This is a genomic window from Sulfitobacter sp. R86518, from assembly GCF_042466275.1.
In the GTDB taxonomy this organism is placed as follows: Bacteria; Pseudomonadota; Alphaproteobacteria; order Rhodobacterales; family Rhodobacteraceae; genus Sulfitobacter; species Sulfitobacter pontiacus.
In genome coordinates this window covers 560,501-583,025 of the sequence record NZ_JAXHCA010000005.1, presented here as the reverse complement: position 1 = coordinate 583,025, position 22,525 = coordinate 560,501, and the positions used below count along the sequence as shown (strand labels likewise).

Here is a 22,525-nt window from a genome sequence, read left to right as displayed (position 1 = left end):
GTCAGGCGGCCTCGACTTCCGACGACAGCTTGAGCACCTCATCCCCGTCGTCTTGCTCGATCAGCAGCGCCGGATCATCATCGGACCCGTTGCGCGTGACTTCGGACCCTTTCAACGTACGGGTCACACTTTTGGTAAAGCGTTCCGTCACCTTGCCACTGGCAGTGCCCTGCCCCCAGTCCCATTTGACCTTGGTGCCCTTGGATATGCCTGACATCGTCGTCCCCTCCGCACTGTTTGGTGTGAAAGGATAACGATCTATGCCCGAAACGGGTTCCCTCCGGTCAGACCCGCCAGCGCAGCACGCGGGTTTCGATGGCGGCAATCACGGCGCTCACGCAAACCCCAAGCACCGACAGGATCACCACCCCCGCAAACAGACGTTCAAGATCATAAAGACTGCCGGCCTCAAGGATATAAGCCCCGATGCCATATTCCGCGCCCAGCATTTCAGCTGCCACCAACAGGATGATTGCAATCGCCAAAGAGATGCGCAGCCCCGACAGGATGCCCGGCATCGCCCCCGGCAGTACGATCTTGCGCACGATCGACCACCACGACAGACCAAAGCTCTGCCCCATGCGGATCAATCCGCGGTCCACATTGTCCACCGCAGCATAGGTCGCCACGACCGTCGGCGTGAATGTCCCAAAGGCGATCAGCGCGTATTTACTGCCCTCGTCAATGCCGAACCAGATCACGAACAACGGCAAAAGCGCAATCTTGGGGATCGGGAACAGCGCCGCAACCAGGGGCACCAGCCCGGCACGCACATAGCTGAACAGCCCGATCATCACCCCGACGCCGACACCAACCAAAGCCCCGAGCGTCGCCCCCACAGCCAAGCGGCTGAGCGAGGGGGCCAGATGTTTGAACAGCATCCCCGATTGCCACAGTTCGACAAAGGTCATCGCCACATCCGAGGGGCGCGGCAATGTTAGGTTAGAGATAAAGCCGCTGCGCGTGCCCCATTCGGCCAGCAGGATCAGCAGGACAAAGACCAAGACCCCCATGCCCCGTCGTTGCTTGGGGGCAAAACCGCCACCACGAAAGGCGACGGGGCGGCTGTTTGTATGTGCTGCATCAGACATGGATCAACTCCGCATCGGCGGCGGCGGCTTCTTCGCGCATCAGCCCCCACAAATGTTGTTGTTGCGCCTCAAGGGCGGCATCGCCATAGGCACGCTCTGCCAACGGTGTCGTCAGTTCAACCACCTCGCGGATCTGCCCGGGGCGGCGAGATAGCACCACGATCCTGTGCCCCAGCCGTACGGCCTCTGCCAGATTGTGGGTGACATAGACGGCGGTGAAAGGCTGGCGGGTCCACAGGCTGATCAGATCGTCCATCAACAGCTCGCGCGTCTGGCTGTCCAAGGCGCTCAGCGGTTCGTCCATCAACATCACCGCAGGGTTCACCGCCAAGGCGCGTGCGATGGCCACCCGCTGTTTCATCCCGCCCGACAGCTGTTTGGGCAGGGCATCGGCAAATTCGGTCAGTTTGGTACGGGCCAGCACGTCGTCGATGATCCGCGCCCGCGCGGCGGCGTCCAGACCGTGATCCTCCAGCACCAGCGCCACATTGCCGCGCACGCTGCGCCAAGGCAGCAAGGCGAAATCCTGAAATACGTAGGTGAGCGGGTTCAGACAGCCGGCTGGGGGCGTGCCCAGTTGCAGCACTTCGCCCGAAGTCGGCTGCTCCAGCCCGCCCAGCATCCGCAGCAGGGTCGACTTGCCACAGCCCGAAGGCCCGACGATGCAGACAATCTGCCCTGACGGGATATCAAGGTTGATATCGCGCAGCACTTCGGTCTCGCCATAGGTATGGCTGACCCTCGCTAACCTAAGATCCATGAGAAACGTCCTGAAATATCAAAGGCCGGGCAAAGCTTGCCCGACCTGTCGTTGGTATAGATGGCGCGATCAGGCGCCGATGGTGTCGACGAAAGACGTGTCGATCAACGTCTCAAGCGTGATATCCGCATCCACCAGCCCCTCGGACTGGAACCAGCTCAGCTGGTCACGCACAGAGGCGACGTTCAACGCGGCCCCCTCGTTCAGACGCATGGTGCCGTTGACAATCCCCGGCGTCGCGGCCTCGAGCGTTTTGTCGGTGTAGACGTAGTTGTGGATCAGCTTGACCATCTCGGCCACGCCTTCCGCACCGGCGGTCTGTTCGATCATCGCTGCGTTGTAGTCAGCCGCGCCCTTTGCATAGGCCGCAAGGTAATCCTGCGTCTGCTGCTTTTCCTCACGCGCGTTCTTGGTCGAGGTAAAGACCGTGGTGACCTGATAGTCGGGCAGATAATCGGACACGTTCCCGATAATATGCACGGCACCCGAGCCCGCCAGTGGCTTGGCGATATGGGGCACGATGGACCAGCCATCAATCTGGCCGGTCTTCAGCGCCCCGATGATGGCACCCACCTTCTGCAACGGCTTGAACGACAGCTCGATCCCCTCGGCCTGCGCCATCTTTGACCCCATATAGTGGAACGACGATCCCGCCGTGGTCATGCCAAAGCTCTTTCCGTCCAGCATCGCAGGCGCGGTCACACCCGCCTGATAGGCCGCGTCCGAGGCCAGAAACTTCTGCCCGTCAATGCCCTTCTCTTCAGACAAGGCACCGCCGATCACCTTGATCGCACCCTTATCCGCCAGCGACACCAGCCCGCCCGAGATCGCGGTCACGGCATAGTCGACATCCCCGCTGGCAATCGCCACGGCCATAGGTTGGGCGGCCTGAAAGAACTTGAGCTCGACATCCAGACCGGCCTGCTTGAAATACTCGCGCTGATAGGCCACGAATGTGCCGGAGTGGCTGGTGAAACGCAGCGCGCCCAGAGTGATCTTTTTGCCCTGCGCAACAGCCGGTGCAGCAAGCCCGACCGCGGCAGCGGCCCCCATGGTCGCCAATGTCTGGCGGCGGTTGAATGTGGTCATGATATCCTCCCCTTGAATTTGCGCGCACAATGGGTCGTGGCATGACGTAGTGTCAAGCGCACGCCCCCCGAAAACCACCCTCAAGAACGAAGCGTCACCGCCTGTGGCGCCCAGCCTCGCCCGCTTCCAAATGGCCTTAAATCCTCGCCGAAGGCTCCCCAGATTGCCAGCGCGTACGACATTGCCTATATGGGCGTCACCGCTGCATCAGCCCCCTCCCTTTCACAAAAGGCCCGATCCCATGACCTTCGACCGTTCGATCAAAATTGCCCCCTCCATCCTTGCTGCCGACTTTGCCAATTTCGGGGCAGAGTGCGACGCCATCGAAGCACAGGGCGCGGACTGGGTACATGTCGATGTAATGGACGGGCATTTCGTCCCGAACATCAGCTTTGGCCCAACCACCTGCGCCGCGATCCGCCCCCATTTCAAGGGCGTGATGGACGTGCATCTGATGATCGCACCCGTGGATCCCTACATCGATGCATTTGCCAAAGCCGGTGCCGATGTGATCACGGCCCATGTCGAAGCCGGCCCCCATATCCACCGCACGCTGCAAGCGATCCGCGGTGCCGGTGCCAAAGCCGGTGTCGCGCTGAACCCCGGCACGCCTGCCGCAGCGGTAGAGCATCTGCTGGACGTTGCCGATCTGGTCTGTGTGATGACCGTGAACCCCGGTTTCGGCGGGCAGAAGTTCATCGACATGAGCGACAAGATCCGCACCCTGCGCGCGATGATCGGTGACCGTCCGGTGCATATCGAAATTGACGGCGGTGTGGACGTAAACACCGCTTCCAGCGTGGCGCAGGCGGGGGCTGATGTGCTGGTCGCAGGCTCCGCCGTGTTCCGTGGCGGGTCTGTCAGCAACCCTGCCCCCTACGGCGAAAACATCCGCGCTATCCGCGCCGCTGCCGAAGGCGTCTACGTCTAAGCGCCAGCCGCACACCAGCGACAAAGGAAAAGGCCGGCCCCCACCACGGGGGACCGGCCTTTTGCTTGACACCGCACAGGGAACAATCAGAAGCCAATCAGGCCAACTGATCCTTGAATGTCTCGATCAGCTTGTGCTTGAGGATCTTGCCCGTGGGGGCCGCAGGCAGGGCCGTTCCGATAATAAACTGGCTGGGGCGCTTATAGCCAGTGAGCCGATCCTTGACGAAGGCCTTCAGGTCTTGCGGGTCCAGCGTGTCGCCCTCGGCGATCTGGACGAAGGCCAGCACCTCTTCATCATTGCCGGTGGACCGGCCCACCACGGCGGCCTGAATGACCTGCGGGTGATCGTTGATCGCGGCCTCTACCTCGGGCGGGTAGACGTTGAACCCGCCGTGGATGATCAGCTCTTTCGAGCGGCCCAGAATATGCAGATGACCGTGTTCGTCGAACGTCCCCAGATCGCCGGTGCGCAGCCAGCCATCCTGGCCGAGGACTTTAGCGGTTTCCTCGGGGTTCTTGTAGTAGCCCTTCATGACGTGGGCCCCACGGGTCAGGACCTCGCCCTTGCCATTGCTGCCGCCTTCGACGGTATCATCAATCTTGGTCTCGACACCGGGCAAGGACGGACCGACCGAGATATCAGGCGATCCCAGTGGGTTACTGGTGGCCGAGATACCGGCGGTGGATTCCGTCATGCCATAGCCGTTCTGGATCGCGACGCCGTAAAAGGCTTCGGCCTTGCGCTTCCACGTGGGGTCCAGCGGCGCTGCCCCCGAAGATACATAGCGCAGCGTTTCGGAGTTGAGCTGCGTGAGCCCTTGCTCTTTCGTGTATTGCATCAGCAGCGCGTGCATCTGCGGCACGGCCGACAGGAAGTTCACCCCCGTGGTCAGCGCGGTATAAAGCTTTTCAGCCGAGAAACGCGCCTCCAGCCGGATTTCGGCACCGGCGCAGCAGGAGGCGGTCATAACCGAACACAGCCCGAAAACATGGGTCAGGGGCAACACGCCATAGACCACATCGCCTGCATTGATCCCCCGCAGCGTCGCCGAGGCATTGCCGCCAAAGCGCACGTTGGCATGGGTCAGCATGACGCCCTTGGGGTCGCCCGTTGTGCCGGTGGTATACAGCAGCACCGCCACATCGCTCAGATCCCCATCGGGGTTGCTGGCGATCGGCGTGGCCAGATGCATCGCGCCAAAGGCACCGGTGATCTCTGCGGCACCCAGCCGTTCCGCATGGGCTGTCGCATCCGGTGAGGCGTGGCAGGTCATCAGCACAGCAGCAGGCGCCGCGTGGTCAATGATCCGCTGGATTTCGCCCGCGCTTTGGCGTGCATTGACGGGGATGATGACTGCGCCGGCTTTCCACGTGCCAAACACAGTGGCCACGGCGGCGGCACAGTTTTCCGACAGCATCAGCACGCGGTCGTTGGGCTGCACACCGGCATCCTTGAGCGCCTGCGCGATGTCGTCGCTTGCCTTGTCGAACATCTTGTACGTCCAGCGTACCCCTGTGCTGTCGCTCAGCGCGGGCGCGTCCCCGCGTGCGGCCACTTGATCCGCCAGAAATTGCTCTACACGTACCATTATATTCTCTGCCTCCCCGCAGTCTTTCAGAACCCGGTCAGCGCGTCTGGCTGCGGGTTGGGTCAATAAATCGGTGGCCGAGGGTCAGCCGCCGTAATTCGGTGTGCGCTTCTCGAGGAAAGCGGCGATGCCTTCGGCGGCTTCATCTGCGCCGGTGGCATGGGCCATGGCGTCACATTCCGCTTCAAGCTGGTCGGCCTCGGACACGTCATAGCCCTGCGCCACCAGCCCGCGGATCACCCCTTGGGCTTCGCGGGGGCCTGCGGCCAAGCGGTCGGCAAGCGCCATCGCGGCCTCGAACGCGCCGCCCTTGTCGGTGACGGCATTTACCACGCCCAGATCATGCATGCGTTCAACGGTGACGGGCTGCGCCAGCAAGCACATCTCCATCGCGAGCTGCCGCGGCAGCGCACGCGCGAGCGAGGCGGTCAGCCCCCCGTCGGGCACCAGCCCCGCCTTGACGTAAGCAGCGGTGAACTTGGCACCGGCGGCGGCAACGATCAGATCGCAGGCCAGCGCGAAAGACAGCCCCGCGCCCGCGGCACCGCCTTCGACGGCGGCGATCACCGGCACCGGACAGGACCGGATCCCGCGGATCAGGCTGTGCAATTCGTTGATCTTGCCCCGACGTTCATCTTTGGGCATGTCGCGGCGGGCGATCAGGACATTCAGATCGCCGCCCGCGCAAAAGAAATCCCCTTCGGAGGTGAGGATCACGGCACGAATACGCGGCTCGGCGGCCATTTCAATCGCTTGGCCGATGCAAGCGTAAAGCTCGGGCGACAGGGCCCCCCGCTTGTGCGCGTTTCCGTTCCAGATGACGATCCGGTCACCCTTGTCTTCGATCCGAGCGCTCATTTCAGTTTCTCCTGTGGGACGCGCTTGAACACGCCTGTGGATGTCGCAATGACCGTGCCGTCTTCGTGGACGAGTTCAGCGTCGATATACAGCAGGCTGCGACCACCGCCCTTGATCGTGCCGGTCGCGGTCACGCGCCCGGGCTGCCCCGCGGCCAGAAACTGCGTCGTCAACGAGATCGTGAGGAACGGGTGCTGGCCGGTGGGATCCACGCTCAGCGATCCGGTCATGCCACAGGCGTTGTCCAGCAATGTGGCGGCAATACCGCCATGAAGAACCCCATGGCGGTTGAAGTGTTGCGGACCCAGATCAAGAAAGCAGCGCCCGTGGGCCGGATCGGATATGTCGACGACATATCCGACCAGGGTTTGGGTGCCGGTCTCGTCCCGGATCAGCAGGCTTTCATCAGGCTGCTGCAAGGGCAATGAAACGCTCCAGATGGTGGTCTGTGTCACCAAAGCGGTGGTCTGCCATGATGATACGCTTGGCGATATGGGCCAGTTCGTATTCTTGCGTCATGGCGATACCGCCGTGCATCTGGATGCTGTCTTCGGCAACCAGACGGCCCGCGCGACCCAGCAGGTTCTTGGCGGCAGAGATATGCGTCTCGCGCGCCTTGTACTCCGCTTCGAGGTTGCCCGCGGCAACGATCACGGCAGAGCGCGCTTGCTCCATCTCGATCAGCAGGTCGGACATGCGGTGCGCGAGCGCCTGGAACGTGCCGATGGGCTTGCCGAACTGCTTGCGGGTCATCAGGTATTCGCGGGTCAGGCGGGTTGCCGTTTCCATCGCACCCAGTGTTTCCGCACAGATCGCGACATTGGCCGCAGCGACGCGCGCCTCGATCGCCTTGAACGCCTTGCCCGCTTCACCCAGACGGGCAGAGGCAGGGACGGACACATCATCCAGCGTGACTTCGGCGGCACGACCACCGGCCAGCAGCGCATAGCCTTGCAGCGTGATGCCCTTGGTATCCGCCGGCACGAGGAACAGCGAGATCCCGTTTTCGTCGCCTGCCTCGCCGCTCTCGCGGGCAGAAACGATCAGCATGTCGGCGTTTTCAGCGTTGACCACAACGGCCTTGCGACCATTCAGCACCACGTTGTCGCCATCAACCTTGGCTGTAGAAGTCACCTGGTTCAGGTCATAGCGGCTGGTGGGTTCGCCGTGGGCAAAAGCCACCTGCAACGCGCCACCGATCAGTTCTTCGACATGGGCCTGCTGGTCGTCATTGCCCAGGTCGGCAATCAGACCACCGCCCAGAATGGCGGTATCAAGGAAGGGTTCGACCACGCCTGCGCGGCCCAGTTCCTCGAACACGACGGCGATGTCGAAACCAGCGCCGCCAAAGCCGCCCTGATCTTCGGTAAACAGCGCGCCGATGACGCCCAGTTCGGCCAGACCGTTCCAGATATCGGCGGAAAAGCCGGTGTCGCTTTCAAGGATCTTGTTGCGGGCTGCTGTATCGTATTTGTCGCGCAGGAAACGGCGCAGACTGTCTTGCAGCATTTGGCGTTCTTCTGTCAGGTCGAAGTTCATGCTCCACCTCCCATCGTTGTTTTGGCAATGATCTGGCGCTGGATTTCGTTCGAGCCGCCAAAGATCGACAGTTTACGGTTGTTGAAATATTGCGCGGCGACGGGGCCGGCATTCAACGGATCAGGCAGGGCCAGGTTCGACCCTTCGATCGCTTCGGATGCAAATGGCATCGCATAGGCACCCGCCGCACGACGTGCGAGGTCGTTGATCTCCTGACGGATAATCGTGCCTTTGACCTTCAGCATGGACAATTCAACGCCCGGTGCCGCACCCGCTGCCGCCTTAGAGACGATGCGCAGGTTTGTGGTGCTCATCGCCATCAGGTCGATTTCAACCTGTGCCACACGTGCCGCGAAATGCGGGTTCTGCATCAACGGCTTGCCGCCGGACATCTCTGCCTTGGCGATACGTTTGACCGCGGTCAGACCCGCTTGCGAGAACCCGACGCCCGCGATGTTGGTGCGTTCGTGGGTCAGCAGGTACTTGGCGTAGGTCCAGCCTTCGTTCTCTTTGCCGACAAGGTTTTCGACCGGGACTTTCACATCCGAGAACCAGACCTCGTTCACCTCGTGGGTGCCGTCGAGCAGGATGATCGGGCGCACTTCGACGCCGGGGGTGTCCATGTCGATCAGCAGGAAGGAAATACCCTCTTGCTGCTTGACCGTCTTGTCGGTGCGTACAAGGCAGAAGATCATGTTCGCGTGCTGACCCAGCGTGGTCCAGGTCTTCTGGCCGTTGACGATGTAGTGCGTGCCTTCGTCGTTCAGAACCGCTTCGGTCTTGAGCGAGGCAAGGTCGGACCCCGCACCCGGCTCGGAATAGCCCTGACACCACCAGTCTTCGCCCGACAGGATGCGGGGCAGCCAGTAGTCATTCTGCTCTTGCGAGCCGAATTTTTGCAGCACGGGGGCCAGCATCGACAGGCCAAAAGGCACAATGCGCGGCGCATAGGCGGCAGCAGCTTCTTCTTCGAAAATGTGACGCTGCACCGCGTTCCATTCCGCACCGCCAAATTTCTTGGGCCAGTTCGGGGCCAGCCAGCCTTGGGCGTTCAGGATAGCATGCCACTGTTCCTGACCGTCTTTACCCAGCTCTTCACCCTTGCGGATTTTGTCGCTCATTTCCTTGGGGAGCTTTTCCTCAAGAAAGGCCCGCACTTCGGCGCGGAAAGCCTTTTCTTCGTCGCTATAGCTCAGATCCATTTGTCTTCCTCCGGTTTACATTGTCGGGCATTGCGCCCTTGTTCATTTACTTAGCGGCTTGTTTGTTCAGGTCGTCAAAGCTGCGCCCTTCGGCCACCAGCTGTTTCAGCAGCGGCGCGGGTTCCCAGAACCAGGCGTCTTCCTTGGCGTAGCTTTCGATGTCGGCCAGCAGCGCAGGCAGCCCTTGCAGGTCGGCCCATTTCATCGGGCCACCCCAGTAGCGCGGGAAGCCGTAGCCAAAGAGCAGGACCATATCCACGTCCAAGGGCCGCTTTGCGATACCCTCGCCCACGACCTTTGCCGCCTCGTTGACCATCGCGGCCATATAGCGGCGGACAATCTCTGCGTCGGTAAAGTCACGCGGGGTGATGCCACGCTCGGCGCGTTCGGCGGCGATCAGCTCGGACACTTCGGGGTTCGGCACGCCGCCGCGCGATCCGGCCTCATAGATATAGTAGCCTTTGCCGGTCTTCTGACCAAAGTTGCCCGCTTCGCAGATCTTGTCGGGGTATGTCGGCACGCGTTCGGCAGGGTGGCGCGTCGCCGCCTTGCGCTTGCGTGTGGCCCAGCCGATATCGAGTCCGGCCAGATCGCCCACGGCAAAGGGGCCCATGGCAAAGCCGAAATCCACCAGCGCCTTGTCGATCTGGAACGGCGATGCGCCATCAAGCACCATGTGATCGGCAGCGGTGCGGTAGGTTGCCAGAATACGGTTGCCGATAAAGCCGTCGCAGACACCGGCGCGCACGGAAATCTTGTTCAGCGCCTTGCCAAGGGCAAAGCCCGTGGCGACCACATCGGGGGCGGTCTTTTCGGCGACGACCACTTCGAGCAGCTTCATGATATGCGCGGGCGAGAAGAAGTGCAGCCCGATCACATCCGCAGGGCGCGAAGTGCTGGCCGCGATCTCGTCCACATCCAGATAGGATGTGTTGGACGCCAGAATAGCACCGGGTTTGCACACGGCATCAAGCTTGCCGAACACCTCTTTCTTGACACCCATGTCCTCGAACACGGCTTCGATCACCAGATCGACCGAGGCGAGGCTGTCATAGTTGATCGACACCTCAAGTGCTGTGTTGGTCATCGCGTCGTATTTCATCTGCGTGATCTTGCCACGCTTAAGCGCGCCGGAAAGATTGCCCGCGATGCGACCGCGCGCGGCCTCAGCGGCGTCTTCCTTCATCTCGATCAGCACGACGTTGAAGCCTGCCAACAGCGCAGCCGTGGCGATGCCTGCGCCCATGGTGCCGCCGCCGATGATGCCGATGGATTGCAACGCGCGGGGTTCGACGCCTTTCAGTTCCGGCAGGTTGCCTACCGCACGCTCAGAGAAGAACGCGTGGATCATGCCCTGACGCTGGTCTGTCTCCATCAACTCCATGAAAATCTTGCGCTCGGCCAGCATGCCTTCGTCAAAGGGCAACTCTGCCGCGGCCTGAACAGCGCGGACCGCCTGCGCCGGAGAGATTTGCCCCCGCCCCTTTTTCAGCGTCCCGTCATAAGCGGCATCCCAGTCGATCGGCGCGGGTGCCGCCATCTCGCTGACGGGGCGGCGCGGTGCGTTGGTGGCGATCAGGTTCTCGGCATAGGCGACGCCCACATCCTCGGGGTCGCCCTCGGTGACCTGATCGACGATGCCAAGGCTTTCGGCTTCGGCCGCTTTGACCTGACGGCCAGAGGTGATCAGATCAAGCGAGGGGTCCACGCCGATCAGACGCGGCAAACGCTGGGTCGCACCGGCACCGGGGATCAGGCCCAGATGCACTTCGGGCAGGCCCACTTTGGCCGACGGCTGCGCCACGCGGTAATGCGCCGACAGCGCGATCTCGAGCCCGCCGCCCAAGGACACACCATGCATGGAGGCGACAACGATCAGCGGAGAATCCTCGATCCGTTTGCACACATCCGGCAGGAAAGGTTCCAGCGGCGTTTTGCCGAATTCGGTGATATCCGCACCGGCGATAAAGGCGCGGCCCTCGCCGACGATAACCACGGCTTTGACGACGTCATCGGCCTCGGCCTGCGCCATACCGGCCACCAGACCTTCACGAACAGCATGGGACAACGCATTGACCGGGGGGTTCTTGATCCGCAGTACGGCCACGTCGCCTTTGCGGGTATATCCAATCTTGTCAGTCATTTAGCATATTCCTTGGTCTAGTCTTGTTTCAGTCCCGGCGGCTGAGCGCGGGGGTGCGCCCGGTGCGCTGCTCAAGCGCGCGCACCAGTTCACGCAACGCGGGGCCGACCTCTTGCACGATACGGGAATCGGGCAAATCATGTGGCATGGCCCCGGCGGTGAACGATACCGGTTCGCCGAACTCTTCGGCAAAATAGGGGACACTTACGGCGTTGATCGTACTGGCATATCGTGTGCCCTCCGACGCGTAGGCGAACCCTTGTTCTATCAATTGCGAATATCCCTCCGCCCGGAACCTTCGCATATCCGCTTCGGGCGTCAACTGCTCAAAGCGCTCTTCGCCAAGTGACGCCACGACGGCCATGCCTGACGACGATCCGAACACGGGAATCCGGTGCCCCGGCTCCAGCCAGATGGTCGAAGCATTCTGTGGCCGCCATGTGCGCACCAGCATCATTTTCTCGTCGTCGCGCACGGCAACCAGCAATAGCGTGCCCGTTTTATCGGCCAGCTCTTGCATGGCGTCGGACACCAAATCCAGAAAGTTCACCGCCACCGATGCGACAGAGCCAAGCGCGATGGCCGATGGCCCCAGCCGAAAGCGGTCATTGCGCCCGCCGTGGCTGAGGTAGCCCAATTCGCACAGCGTATAGGTCAGCCGCGACACCGTAGGCTTGGGCAGCCCCGTCCGGTCGGCAATCTGCGCGTGGGTCAGCCCGCTGTCACTGGCGCGAAAGGCCCGCAATACAGCAAGCCCCCGCGCCAGAGTGTTGGCAAACTTCCTGTCTGTGGTGTCCCCACTCATCGCGCCGCCATAGGAATAAGCAGCGAGATCATCGGGAAGGACATGATCAGCACCAGCACGATCACGTCAACGCTGAGGAAGCGCGTGATACCGGCAAAGATCTTGTCGATCGGAGCCTCTTTGCCCACCACATTGGCGATGACAAAGACGTTCAACCCGACAGGCGGCGTGATCAGCCCGATTTCCAGCAGTTTAATCACCACAACACCGAACCAGATCAGGTTCATGTCATAGCTTTCCACCAGCGGGATCATCAGTGGCAGGGTCAGAACCATGATGCCGATGGGATCAAGGAACATGCCAAGCAGCAGATAGATCGCGGCAATCGCCAGCAGCAGGACCACGACGGACAGCTCTGCCTCGGCCACGACATTCACAATCATCGGGGCAACGTTGGTCAGGGCGATAAAGGCCACAAAGATCTTGGCCCCTGCCGCGATAAAGAAGATCGCCGCGGTCTGGATGCACGTCTCTTTCACCGCGTCCCACAAGCCCTGCAAGGTCAGCTTGCGCTGCGCAAAACCGATCAGCGTCGCCGCGACCACGCAGACAGCCGCCGCTTCGGTCGCCGTAAAGATACCGCCGTAGATACCGCCGATGATCAACACGAACAACATGACCGCAGGCCAGCTTTCAGCCGCCGCCGCAAAGCGTTCTTTGGCGGAGTAGCGTGTCGCTGTCGAAGGGGCGATTTCGGGCGAACGCCAGACCCAGACGGCAATCACGAGGATAAAGCCCGCCAGCGTCAGCAGCCCCGGCAAAACACCCGCGAGGAACAGCGACGAAATCGAGGTCTCGGTGAAGATACCGTAGATGATGAACAAAACCGACGGCGGGATCAGCGACCCCAGCGTGCCCCCTGCCGCGACCGACGCTGTTGCCAGACGCGGGTCATAGCCCATGCGCAGCATCTCGGGCGTACAAATTTTCCCCATGGTCGAGGCACAGGCGATAGAACTGCCGGTAATGGCCGAAAATCCGCCACAGCCCATGACACTTGCCATGGCAACACCGCCGGGCAGACGCGTCAGCCAGACCTTGGCCGCGTGATAGATCTTGGTCGTGATATCCGCGCGATAGGCGATGTGCCCAAGGGCGACAAACAGCGGTATCATCGATAGATCGTAGGAGTGTATCAGGTCAAAGGAGTTCGAGAACACCATCGACGTTGTCGCACGGATGGCACGTTCAGGCATGAAAGTGCCGGTGCGAAAGGCAAAGATAAAGAAGGTCGCAATCGTCGCGACGCTGGCCAGCGCAAAGGCAATCGGCACACGCAGCGCCAACAGGATCAGAACGGCAGCAAAGGCAATCAGCCCGATGGTCGACGCATCCATTACAGCACCTCTTTTTCGGCAACGAGCTCGATTGTGTGGTTTTCTTCGTCCGAAACGATGCCCCCGGACAGGATGGTCCGCACATCGCGGATCGCCAATTCCGCCAGACGCAGCCAGCAGGCGGCGATACCGACCACAAACAACAGACGTCCGGGCCATTTGGGCAGGTTCAGGTCACCGTAGAAAAAGCTGCCCTTTTCCCAAACGCTCAGGAATTCGCGGCCGCCGGAATAGATCAGACCGCCCAAGGCGATCATCCCCATGACCGACCCCAGCACAATAAGCCAGGACCGGAGTTTGGGCCCGAACCGGTCGGACACAAAAGCCACACTAACATGAGCGCGGTTTGCGGTCGCTGCCGCAAGGGGCAGGAGGATGGCCGCAACCATCAGCTCCCGCACCAAAGTGACGCTATCGGGTACGCTAGATGCGAAGACGGCGCGTGCGACCACGTTGGACGTGATCAAGATCCCCAAAAGGATGACCGCAGCCGCGCCCAACCCCAACAGGATTTTCTCAAGTGGTACCAACATGGTCCCTGCTCCTCCCAAAGCTTGTGTTTAGTTGTTGTCAGCTGCCCAAGGGTAACCGTTGTCGTCGCGCTCTTGCGTGTATTTGGCGATCAGCGCCTTGTAGTCTTCCAGCAGTTGCTCGCCCGGCAGACCGGTGCGGTTGGCTGTCTCGACCCACTCGGCCAGATACTTCTCGCCGCCTTCGACCAGCTTGGCGCGCTCTTCCGCGGGCAGTTCGAACACTTCGACGCCTTGCTCTTTCATCGCGGCAATGGCGTTGTCGTTCGCGGTTGTGATCATGCGGCCGAATTCATCGGACAGATCAGCACCGGTTTCCAGCAGCACAGCTTGCTGATCTTCGGACAGCGCATCGAACATGTCTTTGTTCATGAAGATGCCGACGCCGCCAACCTGGCCCCAGTTCAACAGGGTGTAGTTGTCCATGACTTCGGCCTGCTTCAGCGCGGCAACAGCGTAGGAATACCCTTGGCTACAGTCGATCAGACCGGTGTCGAGCCCTTGGTACGCGTCATAGATCGACATGTTGACCATGTTCGCGCCTTCGTCACCAAAGACCTTACCGTAGGCCCCTGTGCCGCGTACTTTCTTGCCGGCGATATCGGCAACCGAACGGATCGCATCACCCTTACAGCCGATGTTCACCTGGCTGGTGGTCCATGTGCCGATGTACACGAGGTTCTTTTCAGCCAGATTTTCCGCAATCGCGGGGTTCGACCGCATCAGCTCGTCCGTGGCGCGCATACCGACCCAGGCGTCCGGGTTGTTTACGGGCAGGTCAGCGATGCCATAGGCGGCCATTTCCTGCGGGTAATACACCGCAATCACCGACCCCATATCCGCCACACCGTCACCGATGGACTGTACGGCCGCATTCGCCTTGAACAGCGCGCCGCCCCACTGGATGTCGAGGCGCAGATCGTTTTCCGACCGCTCTGCAACCTGATCGGCGAACCACTGCAACGCGTCTGCACGGGCACCGCGATTCGGGCCTGCTTCGCCGTGGATCAGCACGGTTTCAGCACCGGCAACGGAAGCCGCCACAGTCATTGCAGCAGCGAAAGATAGGTTTTTCAAAAAGAACATGTAATTCCCTCCCAAGAATTGTTTTACCATGCGAAACATCGTTTCACTATGTCTCGGGCGCACACTAGGGAGGGGATTTGGAACGTGCAAGCGAAACTTAAAGCGGCGCCGGAATACCGGCACCGCTTAATATTTAACCATTACGTATCAAGTACTTAATTCAGATCACGACTTCTCGCGGCGGTACATGAAGCAGCGCCCCTCCACAGCTTCAGGTGGTAAGGGGATTTCGATCAAATTGTCGAAATACATCCGGTCACTGGACACCATGATGCCCCCGACGGCCAATAACGGCTCGATCAAAGGCGAGATTTCACGCGCGAAAGCATCGTTTTTTGCAAGGTTATGCCCGCCAAGATCCGCGTGAATCAGAGCCGCATTCGCGCCAAAGCGCGTCAGTGCCGCAGGCAGGGTTTCGTGCACATCGCCCAGGATCAGCTGATGGTCCTCGGGCGTGCTATCGGGATTCGATGCAACCGCGCGCTCAAACACAAAGATATCGCGGTCGGGCATCGTTTCACGGATGTGGTGAAAGGTACGGCCATTGCCCAATCCCAGCTCGAACACCGGCCCCGTCATTGTCTGCGTCAGGGCGGCGGCATGGTCGATACACGCACGCTGTGACACCATACGGTCGATAAAAATGTCCAGGCGGCTCATCGCGGTTCTCCTTCGAGTTGGGTCGTACTGATGCAACATGGGGACGCCGCCCCCCTTTGTGTACCGCTGACGCTTGGTTTTTGCGCTGCCCCCTAGACGCTTGGGTGTTTATCGGCTTCACTCGATAGGTAATGATCGCTCTGACCCGCTTGGGATGACAATGGCCCCCCTTCTTGAAGTAAATGATCTATCGATCGGTTTCGGCAACGGCCCGTCGGTCGTGGACGGCGTCAGCTTTGCGTTGAACGCGGGCGAGACCCTCGCGCTGGTGGGCGAAAGCGGGTCCGGCAAAACGCTGTCCTGCCGGTCGGTTTTGCGATTGCTGCCCGATGCGGCACAGTTGCGCGGCGGGTCGATCCGGTTCAACGGGGCCGAGGGTGCCGTCAACCTGCTGTCCCTCCCCGAAAAGAAGATGCGCGCCATTCGGGGGGATCGCATCTCGATGATCTTTCAAGAGCCCATGCGGTCGCTATCGCCGCTGCACCGGCTTGGGGATCAGGTCGCCGAAGTGCTGTGTTTGCACCGCAATATGGGACGAACGGCGGCTAAACGTGCCGTGCTCGAACAGTTTGAGAAGGTCGGTTTTGTCGATCCACTGCGCGCCTGGAAAAGCTATCCGTTCGAGATGTCCGGCGGGATGCGCCAGCGCGCGATGATCGCCATGGCCATGGTCGCCAAGCCCGAGCTGTTGATCGCGGACGAACCGACGACCGCCTTGGACGTGACGACACAGGCGCAGGTGCTCGGGCTGATCCGGTCGTTGCAGGCAGAAACCGGTATGGGTGTGATCCTTGTGACCCATGATCTGGGCGTCGTGGCGAATATGGCGCAGCGCGTCGTGGTGATGAACAAGGGCCGCGTGATGGAACGGGGCGATGCGCAAGAGGTGTTGGGCAGCCCTGCCCACCCCTACACCGCCAAGCTTTTCGCCGCCGCCCCGATGATCCCCGCCGTGGCCGCCCCTGCCCCCGCTTCCACGAAGCCCGCAGACGATGTGATCCTTGATCTGCGCGACGTGTCCAAGACTTACACCATGCGGGCAGGCGGCTGGCGCAAGCCAGTGTCCGTATCCGCCTGCCAGCACGTTGACCTGCAACTACCCCGTGGCAAGACACTGGCGATTGTTGGCGAAAGCGGATCGGGCAAGACCACCTGCGCCCGCATCGCCATGGGGGCCGAACGTCCCGATGCCGGCGGCGAAGTGCTGTTTCGCCCCGACCCCGCCGCCGCACCGCTGGCCGTGCATGATCTGTCGCCCACTGAACGCACCGCATTTCAACGGCAAGCGCAGATGGTGTTTCAGGACCCGTATTCCTCGCTCAGCCCGCGGATGCGCGTGCAGCAAGCCCTGACCGAACCGATGGAGGTGCACAACATCGGCACCGCCCGAGACCGCCGCGAAAAGGCGGCCGAAATGCTGCGGTGGGTCGGATTGAACCCTGATATGCTTGGCCGTTTCCCGCATGCGTTTTCAGGCGGCCAGCGCCAACGGCTGTCCATTGCCCGCGCGCTGACGCTCGATCCGAAGCTGCTGATCTGCGACGAACCCACCTCGGCGCTGGATGTCTCGGTCCAAGAGCAAATTCTGACCCTGCTCGAAGACATCCGCGACCGCGCCAACCTGAGCTATCTGTTCATCAGCCACGATCTGGCGGTCGTTGCCCGCATCGCGGACGAGGTCGCGGTCATGCGCGCTGGCGTGATCGTCGAGCAGGCCCCGCCCGACACGTTGTTCTACAATCCGCAACACCCCTACACCCGCGCCTTGATCGCGGCACAGCCCGAACCCGACATCAGCCGGCCCATCGATCTTGATCTGGTCGCCAAGGGCGCGGGCTCTCCCATGCTCTGGCCCGAACAGTTCCGCTTTGAAGGCCATCACGCCCCCGCCCTGCGCGAGCTTGAGCCCGGCCATAAGGTACGTTGTCATGCGTAAGTTCCTCCTTGCCCTCGCCGCGACCCTTGCCTTCGCGCCCCTTGCCGCGCATAGCGACGGCCCCGTGCTGCAAGAAAGCAGCTTTTGGGCGCAAGAGGTCAATGCCGGCAACCTGCCCCACGTTCAGGACCGCATCCCGTCAGAGCCTCTGGTCGTCGACCTCGAAGCCAAGGGCCGCAGCTTTGGGCGTCAGGGCGGGACGCTACGCACGTTGATCTCGCGCACCAAGGACGTGCGGCAGATGGTCGTTTACGGCTACGCGCGGCTGGTGGGGTATCAGCCTGACTACACGCTTGCCCCCGATATCCTCGCCGCGGTGGACGTGGAAGAAGGGCGCAAATTCACGCTTCACCTGCGCCCCGGTCACCGCTGGTCGGACGGCATGCCCTTTACCTCGGATGATTTCCGTTACTGGTGGGAAAATGTTGCCAACGACCCGGACATCACCCCCAGCGGGCCGCCGGATTTCATGATCGTGGACAACCGCCTGGGAAAGGTCACCTTCCCCGATGAACATACGGTCGTGTTCGAATGGCAGATCCCCAATCCGAATTTCCTGCCGCTGCTGGCGCAAGCAAGCCCACCGTTCATCTATCGCCCCGCCCACTACCTGTCGCAGTTCCATAAGAAGTTCGCCGATCCCGATGCCCTGGTCGAAAAGGTCAAAGCCGCGCGGGTCAAAAGCTGGGCCGCGCTGCACAACAAGCGCGACAATATGTACAAGTTCGACAACCCCGCGCTGCCGACCCTGCAGCCGTGGATCAACTCCTCGGACAAGGACAGCTCGCGCAAGGTCTTTGTGCGTAACCCCTATTTCCACCGTATCGACAGCCGGGGCGTGCAGCTGCCCTATATCGATGTGGTGCAGATGACCGTGGTCGGCGGAGGGCTGATCGCGGCCAAGGCCAACGCGGGCGAGGTCGACCTGCAGGCGCGCGGGCTCGATTTCCCCGATGTCGCGATCCTCAAGAAAGGCGAGGCGGACGGCGGCAAATACCGTACCCTGCTTTGGGCCAACGGTGCCGCCAGCCAGATCGCCATCTATCCCAACCTGAACTTCGCCGACCCCGTGTGGCGCGAGGTCATGCGCGACGTGCGTTTTCGCCGCGCCCTGAGCCTCGGCATCGATCGACGCATGATCAACCGCGCGCTCTATTTTGGCCTCGCCAGCGAAGGCGGCATGTCCGCCCTGTCGCAAAGCGCGCTTTACAACGACGACAACACACATGCGTGGTCCATGATGAACCTCGCCCACGCCAACGCGCTGTTGGATGATATGGGTCTGACCGACCGCACCCCAGCAGGGCTTCGCAAGCTTCCCGATGGCCGCCCGATGGAATTCGTGATCGAAACCGCCGGCGAACGCAGCGAGGAAGAAAACGCGCTGGCGATCATCGCGGACACATGGCGTGAGCTGGGCATCCGCCTGATCATGCGCCCGCTGGACCGCGATATCCTGCGCAACCGGATCTATGCGGGGCGGACCATGGCCTCGGTATGGTTCGGCTGGGACAACGGGCTTCCGGGGCCGTCGACCTCTCCTTCTTATCTGGCGCCCACCAATCAGGAATTCTTTGCCTGGCCGATGTGGGGACAATACTACCAAACAGTCGGACAGGCCGGGTCGCCCCCCGATATGCAGCCCGCGAAACGGCTGATGCTGCTGGCGAATGACTGGAACCACACCGACGACCCACAGGTGCGCGAAGACATCTGGAAGCGGATGCTCGCCATCCACGCCGAACAGCAATTCGCCATCGGCGTGCTGGCCGAGGCCCCGCAACCCGTCGTCGCCTCAAACGACCTGATGAATGTACCGGAGCATGGAATCTGGGCCTTTGATCCCGGCGCGCATTTCGGCATTCACCGCATCGACGAATTCTACTTCCAAGACCCCCATGTGCAGGTAAGCCGATGATCTTCCTCCGATACGCCGTGTGGCGTTTCATCACCATGCTACTGACCCTCTGGGTGGTCTCGCTTCTGGTCTTCGTCATCATCAACCTGCCCCCCGGCGACTATCTGTCGAACCAGATCGCCGAGTTGCGCGCGACGGGTCAGGCCGAAGGCGTCGCCAAGGCCGAGTTTCTGCGTCACGAATACGCGCTGGATGAACCGATCTGGAAACAATACCTGATCTGGGTCGGCATGGTGCCGGGGCCGCAGGGGTTTGCCGGCTTGATCCAAGGCAATTTCGGCTGGTCGTTCGAGTTTGACCGCCCCGTGGGCGAAATCGTCGGCGATGCGCTATGGATGACGGTGCTGGTCAATCTCGCCGCCGTATTATTCGTTTATCTTATCGCCCTGCCGCTTGGCGTGCTCGCCGCAGCCAAATCCGAGACTTGGGTCGATTATACCGCTGGCTTTCTGGGCTACCTCGGGCTGGCGACACCGAACTTCCTGCTGGCCCTGATCCTGTTTTACTATGGCCATAAATACTTTGACCTGCCGATTGGCGGGCTTATGGCCCCCGAGCTTGAGGGCCAGCCCATGTCCTGGGAGAAAGTACGCTCCGTCCTGCTGCACCTGATCGTACCGACCTTTGTGATCGGCACCGCCGGAGCCGCCGCGATGATGCAGCGGTTACGAGCGAATATGCTCGACGAACTTGATAAACCCTATGTGGAAACCGCCAAGGCCAAGGGTATGGGCCCCGCGCGTCTGCTGTCGAAATACCCGTTGCGCGTGGCCTTCAACCCCTTTGTCGCGGATATCGGGAACCTGCTGCCTGCGATGGTCTCGGGCTCTGTGCTGGTATCGGTGGTGCTGGGCCTGCAAACCATCGGGCCCTATCTGCTGGTGGCACTGAAGTCCCAAGACCAGTTCCTCGCGGCGTTCATCCTGATGTTCGTGGCCCTGCTGACGCTGATCGGCACGATGATCTCTGACATGCTGCTGGTCCTGCTTGATCCGCGCATCCGTTACGGGGCACGCAGCTCATGAGCATCCAGCCGGACAACCGCTTTGTCGACACCACCCCCTGGACCGACGACGCCGATCTTTCCGCGCTTGAGCGCGCCGAGATGGACGCCTCTGTCGCGCGGCTCATGTGGCGCAAGTTCCGGCGGCACAAGCTGGCGCTGGTATCCGGGCTGTTTCTGGCCTTCTGCTATCTGATCCTGCCAGTGGCCGGGTTCATCGCGCCCTACACACCAAACGAGCGCAATGCCGAACACATCTACGCGCCACCCCAAAGCATCAACCTTTGGCACGAGGACAGTTTCATCGGCCCCTTTGTCTACGAGACGAAGGGCACTGCGGATCTGGTGAATTTCCGCTGGGTCTACGACACCGAAACCAGCAACCCGCGCAAGATTGAGTATTTTTGTAAGGGTGAAACCTACCACCTCTTCGCTGTCATCCCCAGCGACACCCACTTGTTTTGTGCGCCCGACGGGGCGACGGTATTTCTCTGGGGATCGGATCGGTTGGGGCGCGATGTGTTCAGCCGCATCCTCTATGGCGCGCAGCTGTCCTTGACGGTGGGATTGATCGGCATCACGGTCAGCTTTGTACTGGGGATCTTCTTTGGATCGCTGGCCGGTTACTTCGGCGGCAAGACGGACTGGCTGGTCAACCGCGCGATCGAGATTTTGCGGTCCTTGCCAGAGCTCCCGCTCTGGCTCGCGCTTTCGGCGGCGGTGCCGTCGAACTGGGGGCCGGTGTCGGTGTTCTTTATCATCTCGATCATCCTCGGCATTCTGGACTGGCCCGGCCTGGCGCGGGCGGTGCGGTCAAAATTCCTGAGCCTGCGTGAAGAGGAATACGTCAAAGCGGCCGAGATGATGGGCGCGTCGCCCGCACGGGTGATCCGCAAACACCTGTTGCCGAATTTCATGTCGCATCTGATCGCCAGCGCGACCCTATCGATCCCGGCGATGATCCTTGGGGAAACCGCGCTTAGCTTCCTCGGGTTGGGTCTACGCGCGCCCGCGGTCAGCTGGGGCGTCATGCTGAATGACGCGCAAAATCTGGCGAGCATCGAAATCTACTGGTGGACCGCCATTCCCATGCTGCCGATCATCGTCGTGGTGCTAGCGTTCAACTTCCTGGGCGATGGTCTGCGCGCAAGTCTTGATCCGTATAAATCCTGACCCGCTGGGGCCTTCAGTTCCAAATGGTCTAAATCCCGGGGGGTGCGGGGGGCTGGCCCCCCGCTGCGCCGGATCAGTACCAGTCGCCCATTTTGACTTCGATCCCCTCGCCGACCATGGCGGCAAAGGCGGCGGGGTCTTGCGTGCCGTCGTCGCGCCCACGGTAATGGTAGGGGTAGACAAAAGAGGGTTTGAACGTCGACACCGCAGCCGCGGCCGAGGTCGCGTCCATGGTAAACGGCAGGTTCATACAGACAAACGCCAGATCGATATTCTCTAGCGCCAGCATCTCCGGCGTCGCTTCGGTATCGCCCGAGATATACACGCGGAAATCGCTGAGGTTCACGATATAGCCGTTGTCACGCCCCTGCGGGTGGAACTGCTTGCGTTCTTCGGTGGTGTTATAGGCGGGGATCGCCTCGATCGAGACCTCGTTGAACATCGCCTGCTCGCCGTTGGCCAGCGCATTCGCCTTGGCCTTCAGTGCCTCGGGTAGCATGTCGTAGACCGCAGGATTGGTAAGGATCTGCGTGTTTTCGCCCACCACACCGGCCAGTGTTTCGGCGTTATAGTGATCGCCGTGCTCGTGGGTGATCAGGATCAGATCGGGGGTGGCAAAATCGTTGTAATTGGCAACCTCGCCCACGGGATCGCAGTAGATCACGCCGGCTGGCGTCTCCATCACAAAGGACGCGTGGTCGATGGGGTGCACTTTGACCTCGCCGCCGGTCATGGGGAACATATTACCACCGTGCGCCGCGGCTTGCGCGGCATAAGGCAGTAGCGTCACAACCCCGGCGGTGGCGACGGTGGTCGTCAGGAATTGGCGTCTGGACTGTTTCATGGGAATTCTCCTGTTGCAGGTAACAACGA

21 protein-coding genes are annotated in these 22,525 nt (G+C 61.3%); 5 read left to right on the top strand and 16 right to left on the bottom strand.

Annotated elements, in window-relative coordinates; all coding sequences use genetic code 11:
- Position 1 precedes the first annotated feature (1 nt).
- From SJY36_RS03665 to SJY36_RS03650, 4 genes are all read right to left on the bottom strand, one after another.
- The gene (locus SJY36_RS03665; RefSeq protein ID WP_037963490.1) at positions 2–217 is read right to left on the bottom strand and encodes a DUF2945 domain-containing protein; all 216 of its coding nucleotides are present in this window, start codon (positions 215–217) and stop codon (positions 2–4) included.
- Positions 218–284: 67 nt separating this feature from the next.
- Entirely contained in the window at positions 285–1,091 is an 807-nt protein-coding gene (locus SJY36_RS03660) for an ABC transporter permease (protein ID WP_174226599.1), read from the bottom strand.
- Positions 1,084–1,851 carry an ABC transporter ATP-binding protein gene (locus SJY36_RS03655; protein ID WP_386173040.1) on the bottom strand — a complete coding sequence of 256 codons (768 nt, stop codon included), beginning with the start codon at positions 1,849–1,851 and terminating at the stop codon, positions 1,084–1,086. The genes SJY36_RS03660 and SJY36_RS03655 overlap by 8 nt, the downstream gene beginning before the upstream one ends.
- Before the next feature lie 69 nt (positions 1,852–1,920).
- Positions 1,921–2,940, bottom strand: a complete 1,020-nt coding sequence (locus tag SJY36_RS03650) for an ABC transporter substrate-binding protein (protein WP_278425085.1) — start codon at positions 2,938–2,940, stop codon at positions 1,921–1,923.
- Between the two features lie 241 nt (positions 2,941–3,181).
- On the opposite strand from SJY36_RS03650, the gene rpe reads away from it, so the two are divergent.
- Positions 3,182–3,871, top strand: coding sequence for a ribulose-phosphate 3-epimerase (rpe, locus tag SJY36_RS03645; RefSeq protein WP_386173037.1), 690 nt, complete (start codon positions 3,182–3,184; stop codon positions 3,869–3,871).
- 97 nt (positions 3,872–3,968) lie between these two features.
- Here the strand turns inward: rpe and SJY36_RS03640 are convergent, their stop codons facing one another.
- From SJY36_RS03640 to SJY36_RS03590, 11 genes are all read right to left on the bottom strand, one after another.
- Positions 3,969–5,462, bottom strand: a complete 1,494-nt coding sequence (locus SJY36_RS03640) for a class I adenylate-forming enzyme family protein (RefSeq protein WP_386173035.1) — start codon at positions 5,460–5,462, stop codon at positions 3,969–3,971.
- An 84-nt stretch (positions 5,463–5,546) separates the two neighbouring features.
- Positions 5,547–6,320: an oxepin-CoA hydrolase, alternative type gene (locus SJY36_RS03635; protein WP_037943576.1), complete on the bottom strand. Its 774-nt coding sequence runs from the start codon at positions 6,318–6,320 to the stop codon at positions 5,547–5,549.
- A complete protein-coding gene (locus SJY36_RS03630; RefSeq protein ID WP_386173032.1) occupies positions 6,317–6,775 on the bottom strand; it encodes a PaaI family thioesterase in 459 nt (152 codons plus the stop codon). The genes SJY36_RS03635 and SJY36_RS03630 overlap by 4 nt, the downstream gene beginning before the upstream one ends.
- Positions 6,726–7,859, bottom strand: coding sequence for an acyl-CoA dehydrogenase family protein (locus SJY36_RS03625; RefSeq protein ID WP_074635252.1), 1,134 nt, complete (start codon positions 7,857–7,859; stop codon positions 6,726–6,728). Before SJY36_RS03625 ends, SJY36_RS03630 begins: the two co-directional genes overlap by 50 nt.
- Positions 7,856–9,061 (bottom strand): acyl-CoA dehydrogenase family protein, encoded by a 1,206-nt coding sequence (locus tag SJY36_RS03620; protein WP_386173030.1) that lies wholly within the window; start codon positions 9,059–9,061, stop codon positions 7,856–7,858. The genes SJY36_RS03625 and SJY36_RS03620 overlap by 4 nt, the downstream gene beginning before the upstream one ends.
- 46 nt (positions 9,062–9,107) lie before the next feature.
- A complete protein-coding gene (locus tag SJY36_RS03615; RefSeq protein WP_386173028.1) occupies positions 9,108–11,204 on the bottom strand; it encodes an FAD-dependent oxidoreductase in 2,097 nt (698 codons plus the stop codon).
- 28 nt (positions 11,205–11,232) lie between these two features.
- A complete protein-coding gene (locus SJY36_RS03610; protein WP_009826240.1) occupies positions 11,233–12,009 on the bottom strand; it encodes an IclR family transcriptional regulator in 777 nt (258 codons plus the stop codon).
- A complete protein-coding gene (locus tag SJY36_RS03605; RefSeq protein WP_005851928.1) occupies positions 12,006–13,346 on the bottom strand; it encodes a TRAP transporter large permease in 1,341 nt (446 codons plus the stop codon). The genes SJY36_RS03610 and SJY36_RS03605 overlap by 4 nt, the downstream gene beginning before the upstream one ends.
- Positions 13,346–13,879 (bottom strand): TRAP transporter small permease, encoded by a 534-nt coding sequence (locus SJY36_RS03600; protein ID WP_005851926.1) that lies wholly within the window; start codon positions 13,877–13,879, stop codon positions 13,346–13,348. Before SJY36_RS03600 ends, SJY36_RS03605 begins: the two co-directional genes overlap by 1 nt.
- 27 nt (positions 13,880–13,906) lie before the next feature.
- Positions 13,907–14,962 (bottom strand): C4-dicarboxylate TRAP transporter substrate-binding protein, encoded by a 1,056-nt coding sequence (locus SJY36_RS03595; protein ID WP_386173025.1) that lies wholly within the window; start codon positions 14,960–14,962, stop codon positions 13,907–13,909.
- A 165-nt stretch (positions 14,963–15,127) separates the two neighbouring features.
- Entirely contained in the window at positions 15,128–15,622 is a 495-nt protein-coding gene (locus SJY36_RS03590) for a class I SAM-dependent methyltransferase (protein WP_289084718.1), read from the bottom strand.
- Between the two features lie 160 nt (positions 15,623–15,782).
- On the opposite strand from SJY36_RS03590, the gene SJY36_RS03585 reads away from it, so the two are divergent.
- Genes SJY36_RS03585 through SJY36_RS03570 form a run of 4 tightly spaced genes read left to right on the top strand, consistent with a single transcriptional unit; the run spans position 15,783 to position 21,652 of the window.
- Entirely contained in the window at positions 15,783–17,558 is a 1,776-nt protein-coding gene (locus SJY36_RS03585; RefSeq protein ID WP_386173023.1) for a dipeptide ABC transporter ATP-binding protein, read from the top strand.
- Positions 17,551–19,476, top strand: a complete 1,926-nt coding sequence (locus SJY36_RS03580) for an ABC transporter substrate-binding protein (RefSeq protein WP_386173021.1) — start codon at positions 17,551–17,553, stop codon at positions 19,474–19,476. Before SJY36_RS03585 ends, SJY36_RS03580 begins: the two co-directional genes overlap by 8 nt.
- On the top strand, positions 19,473–20,501 hold the full coding sequence (locus SJY36_RS03575; protein ID WP_005851921.1) for an ABC transporter permease: 1,029 nt from the start codon (positions 19,473–19,475) through the stop codon (positions 20,499–20,501). The genes SJY36_RS03580 and SJY36_RS03575 overlap by 4 nt, the downstream gene beginning before the upstream one ends.
- Positions 20,498–21,652 carry an ABC transporter permease gene (locus SJY36_RS03570; RefSeq protein ID WP_386173019.1) on the top strand — a complete coding sequence of 385 codons (1,155 nt, stop codon included), beginning with the start codon at positions 20,498–20,500 and terminating at the stop codon, positions 21,650–21,652. The genes SJY36_RS03575 and SJY36_RS03570 overlap by 4 nt, the downstream gene beginning before the upstream one ends.
- 73 nt (positions 21,653–21,725) lie before the next feature.
- Here the strand turns inward: SJY36_RS03570 and SJY36_RS03565 are convergent, their stop codons facing one another.
- Positions 21,726–22,496, bottom strand: coding sequence for an MBL fold metallo-hydrolase (locus SJY36_RS03565; RefSeq protein WP_386173017.1), 771 nt, complete (start codon positions 22,494–22,496; stop codon positions 21,726–21,728).
- Between the last annotated feature and the right edge of the window lie 29 nt (positions 22,497–22,525).

Bases quoted from the DNA above. Each gene is read 5' to 3' on its own strand.
- SJY36_RS03600 (WP_005851926.1), bottom strand. From the start codon at position 13,879: ATGTTGGTACCACTTGAGAAAATCCTGTTGGGGTTGGGCGCGGCTGCG.
- SJY36_RS03595 (WP_386173025.1), bottom strand. From the start codon at position 14,962: ATGTTCTTTTTGAAAAACCTATCTTTCGCTGCTGCAATGACTGTGGCG.
- SJY36_RS03635 (WP_037943576.1), bottom strand. From the start codon at position 6,320: ATGAGCGCTCGGATCGAAGACAAGGGTGACCGGATCGTCATCTGGAAC.
- SJY36_RS03605 (WP_005851928.1), bottom strand. From the start codon at position 13,346: ATGGATGCGTCGACCATCGGGCTGATTGCCTTTGCTGCCGTTCTGATC.
- SJY36_RS03650 (WP_278425085.1), bottom strand. From the start codon at position 2,940: ATGACCACATTCAACCGCCGCCAGACATTGGCGACCATGGGGGCCGCT.
- SJY36_RS03565 (WP_386173017.1), bottom strand. From the start codon at position 22,496: ATGAAACAGTCCAGACGCCAATTCCTGACGACCACCGTCGCCACCGCC.
- SJY36_RS03585 (WP_386173023.1), top strand. From the start codon at position 15,783: ATGGCCCCCCTTCTTGAAGTAAATGATCTATCGATCGGTTTCGGCAAC.
- SJY36_RS03655 (WP_386173040.1), bottom strand. From the start codon at position 1,851: ATGGATCTTAGGTTAGCGAGGGTCAGCCATACCTATGGCGAGACCGAA.
- SJY36_RS03640 (WP_386173035.1), bottom strand. From the start codon at position 5,462: ATGGTACGTGTAGAGCAATTTCTGGCGGATCAAGTGGCCGCACGCGGG.
- rpe (WP_386173037.1), top strand. From the start codon at position 3,182: ATGACCTTCGACCGTTCGATCAAAATTGCCCCCTCCATCCTTGCTGCC.
- SJY36_RS03580 (WP_386173021.1), top strand. From the start codon at position 17,551: ATGCGTAAGTTCCTCCTTGCCCTCGCCGCGACCCTTGCCTTCGCGCCC.
- SJY36_RS03660 (WP_174226599.1), bottom strand. From the start codon at position 1,091: ATGTCTGATGCAGCACATACAAACAGCCGCCCCGTCGCCTTTCGTGGT.
- SJY36_RS03620 (WP_386173030.1), bottom strand. From the start codon at position 9,061: ATGGATCTGAGCTATAGCGACGAAGAAAAGGCTTTCCGCGCCGAAGTG.
- SJY36_RS03665 (WP_037963490.1), bottom strand. From the start codon at position 217: ATGTCAGGCATATCCAAGGGCACCAAGGTCAAATGGGACTGGGGGCAG.
- SJY36_RS03625 (WP_074635252.1), bottom strand. From the start codon at position 7,859: ATGAACTTCGACCTGACAGAAGAACGCCAAATGCTGCAAGACAGTCTG.
- SJY36_RS03575 (WP_005851921.1), top strand. From the start codon at position 19,473: ATGATCTTCCTCCGATACGCCGTGTGGCGTTTCATCACCATGCTACTG.
- SJY36_RS03615 (WP_386173028.1), bottom strand. From the start codon at position 11,204: ATGACTGACAAGATTGGATATACCCGCAAAGGCGACGTGGCCGTACTG.
- SJY36_RS03590 (WP_289084718.1), bottom strand. From the start codon at position 15,622: ATGAGCCGCCTGGACATTTTTATCGACCGTATGGTGTCACAGCGTGCG.
- SJY36_RS03570 (WP_386173019.1), top strand. From the start codon at position 20,498: ATGAGCATCCAGCCGGACAACCGCTTTGTCGACACCACCCCCTGGACC.
- SJY36_RS03610 (WP_009826240.1), bottom strand. From the start codon at position 12,009: ATGAGTGGGGACACCACAGACAGGAAGTTTGCCAACACTCTGGCGCGG.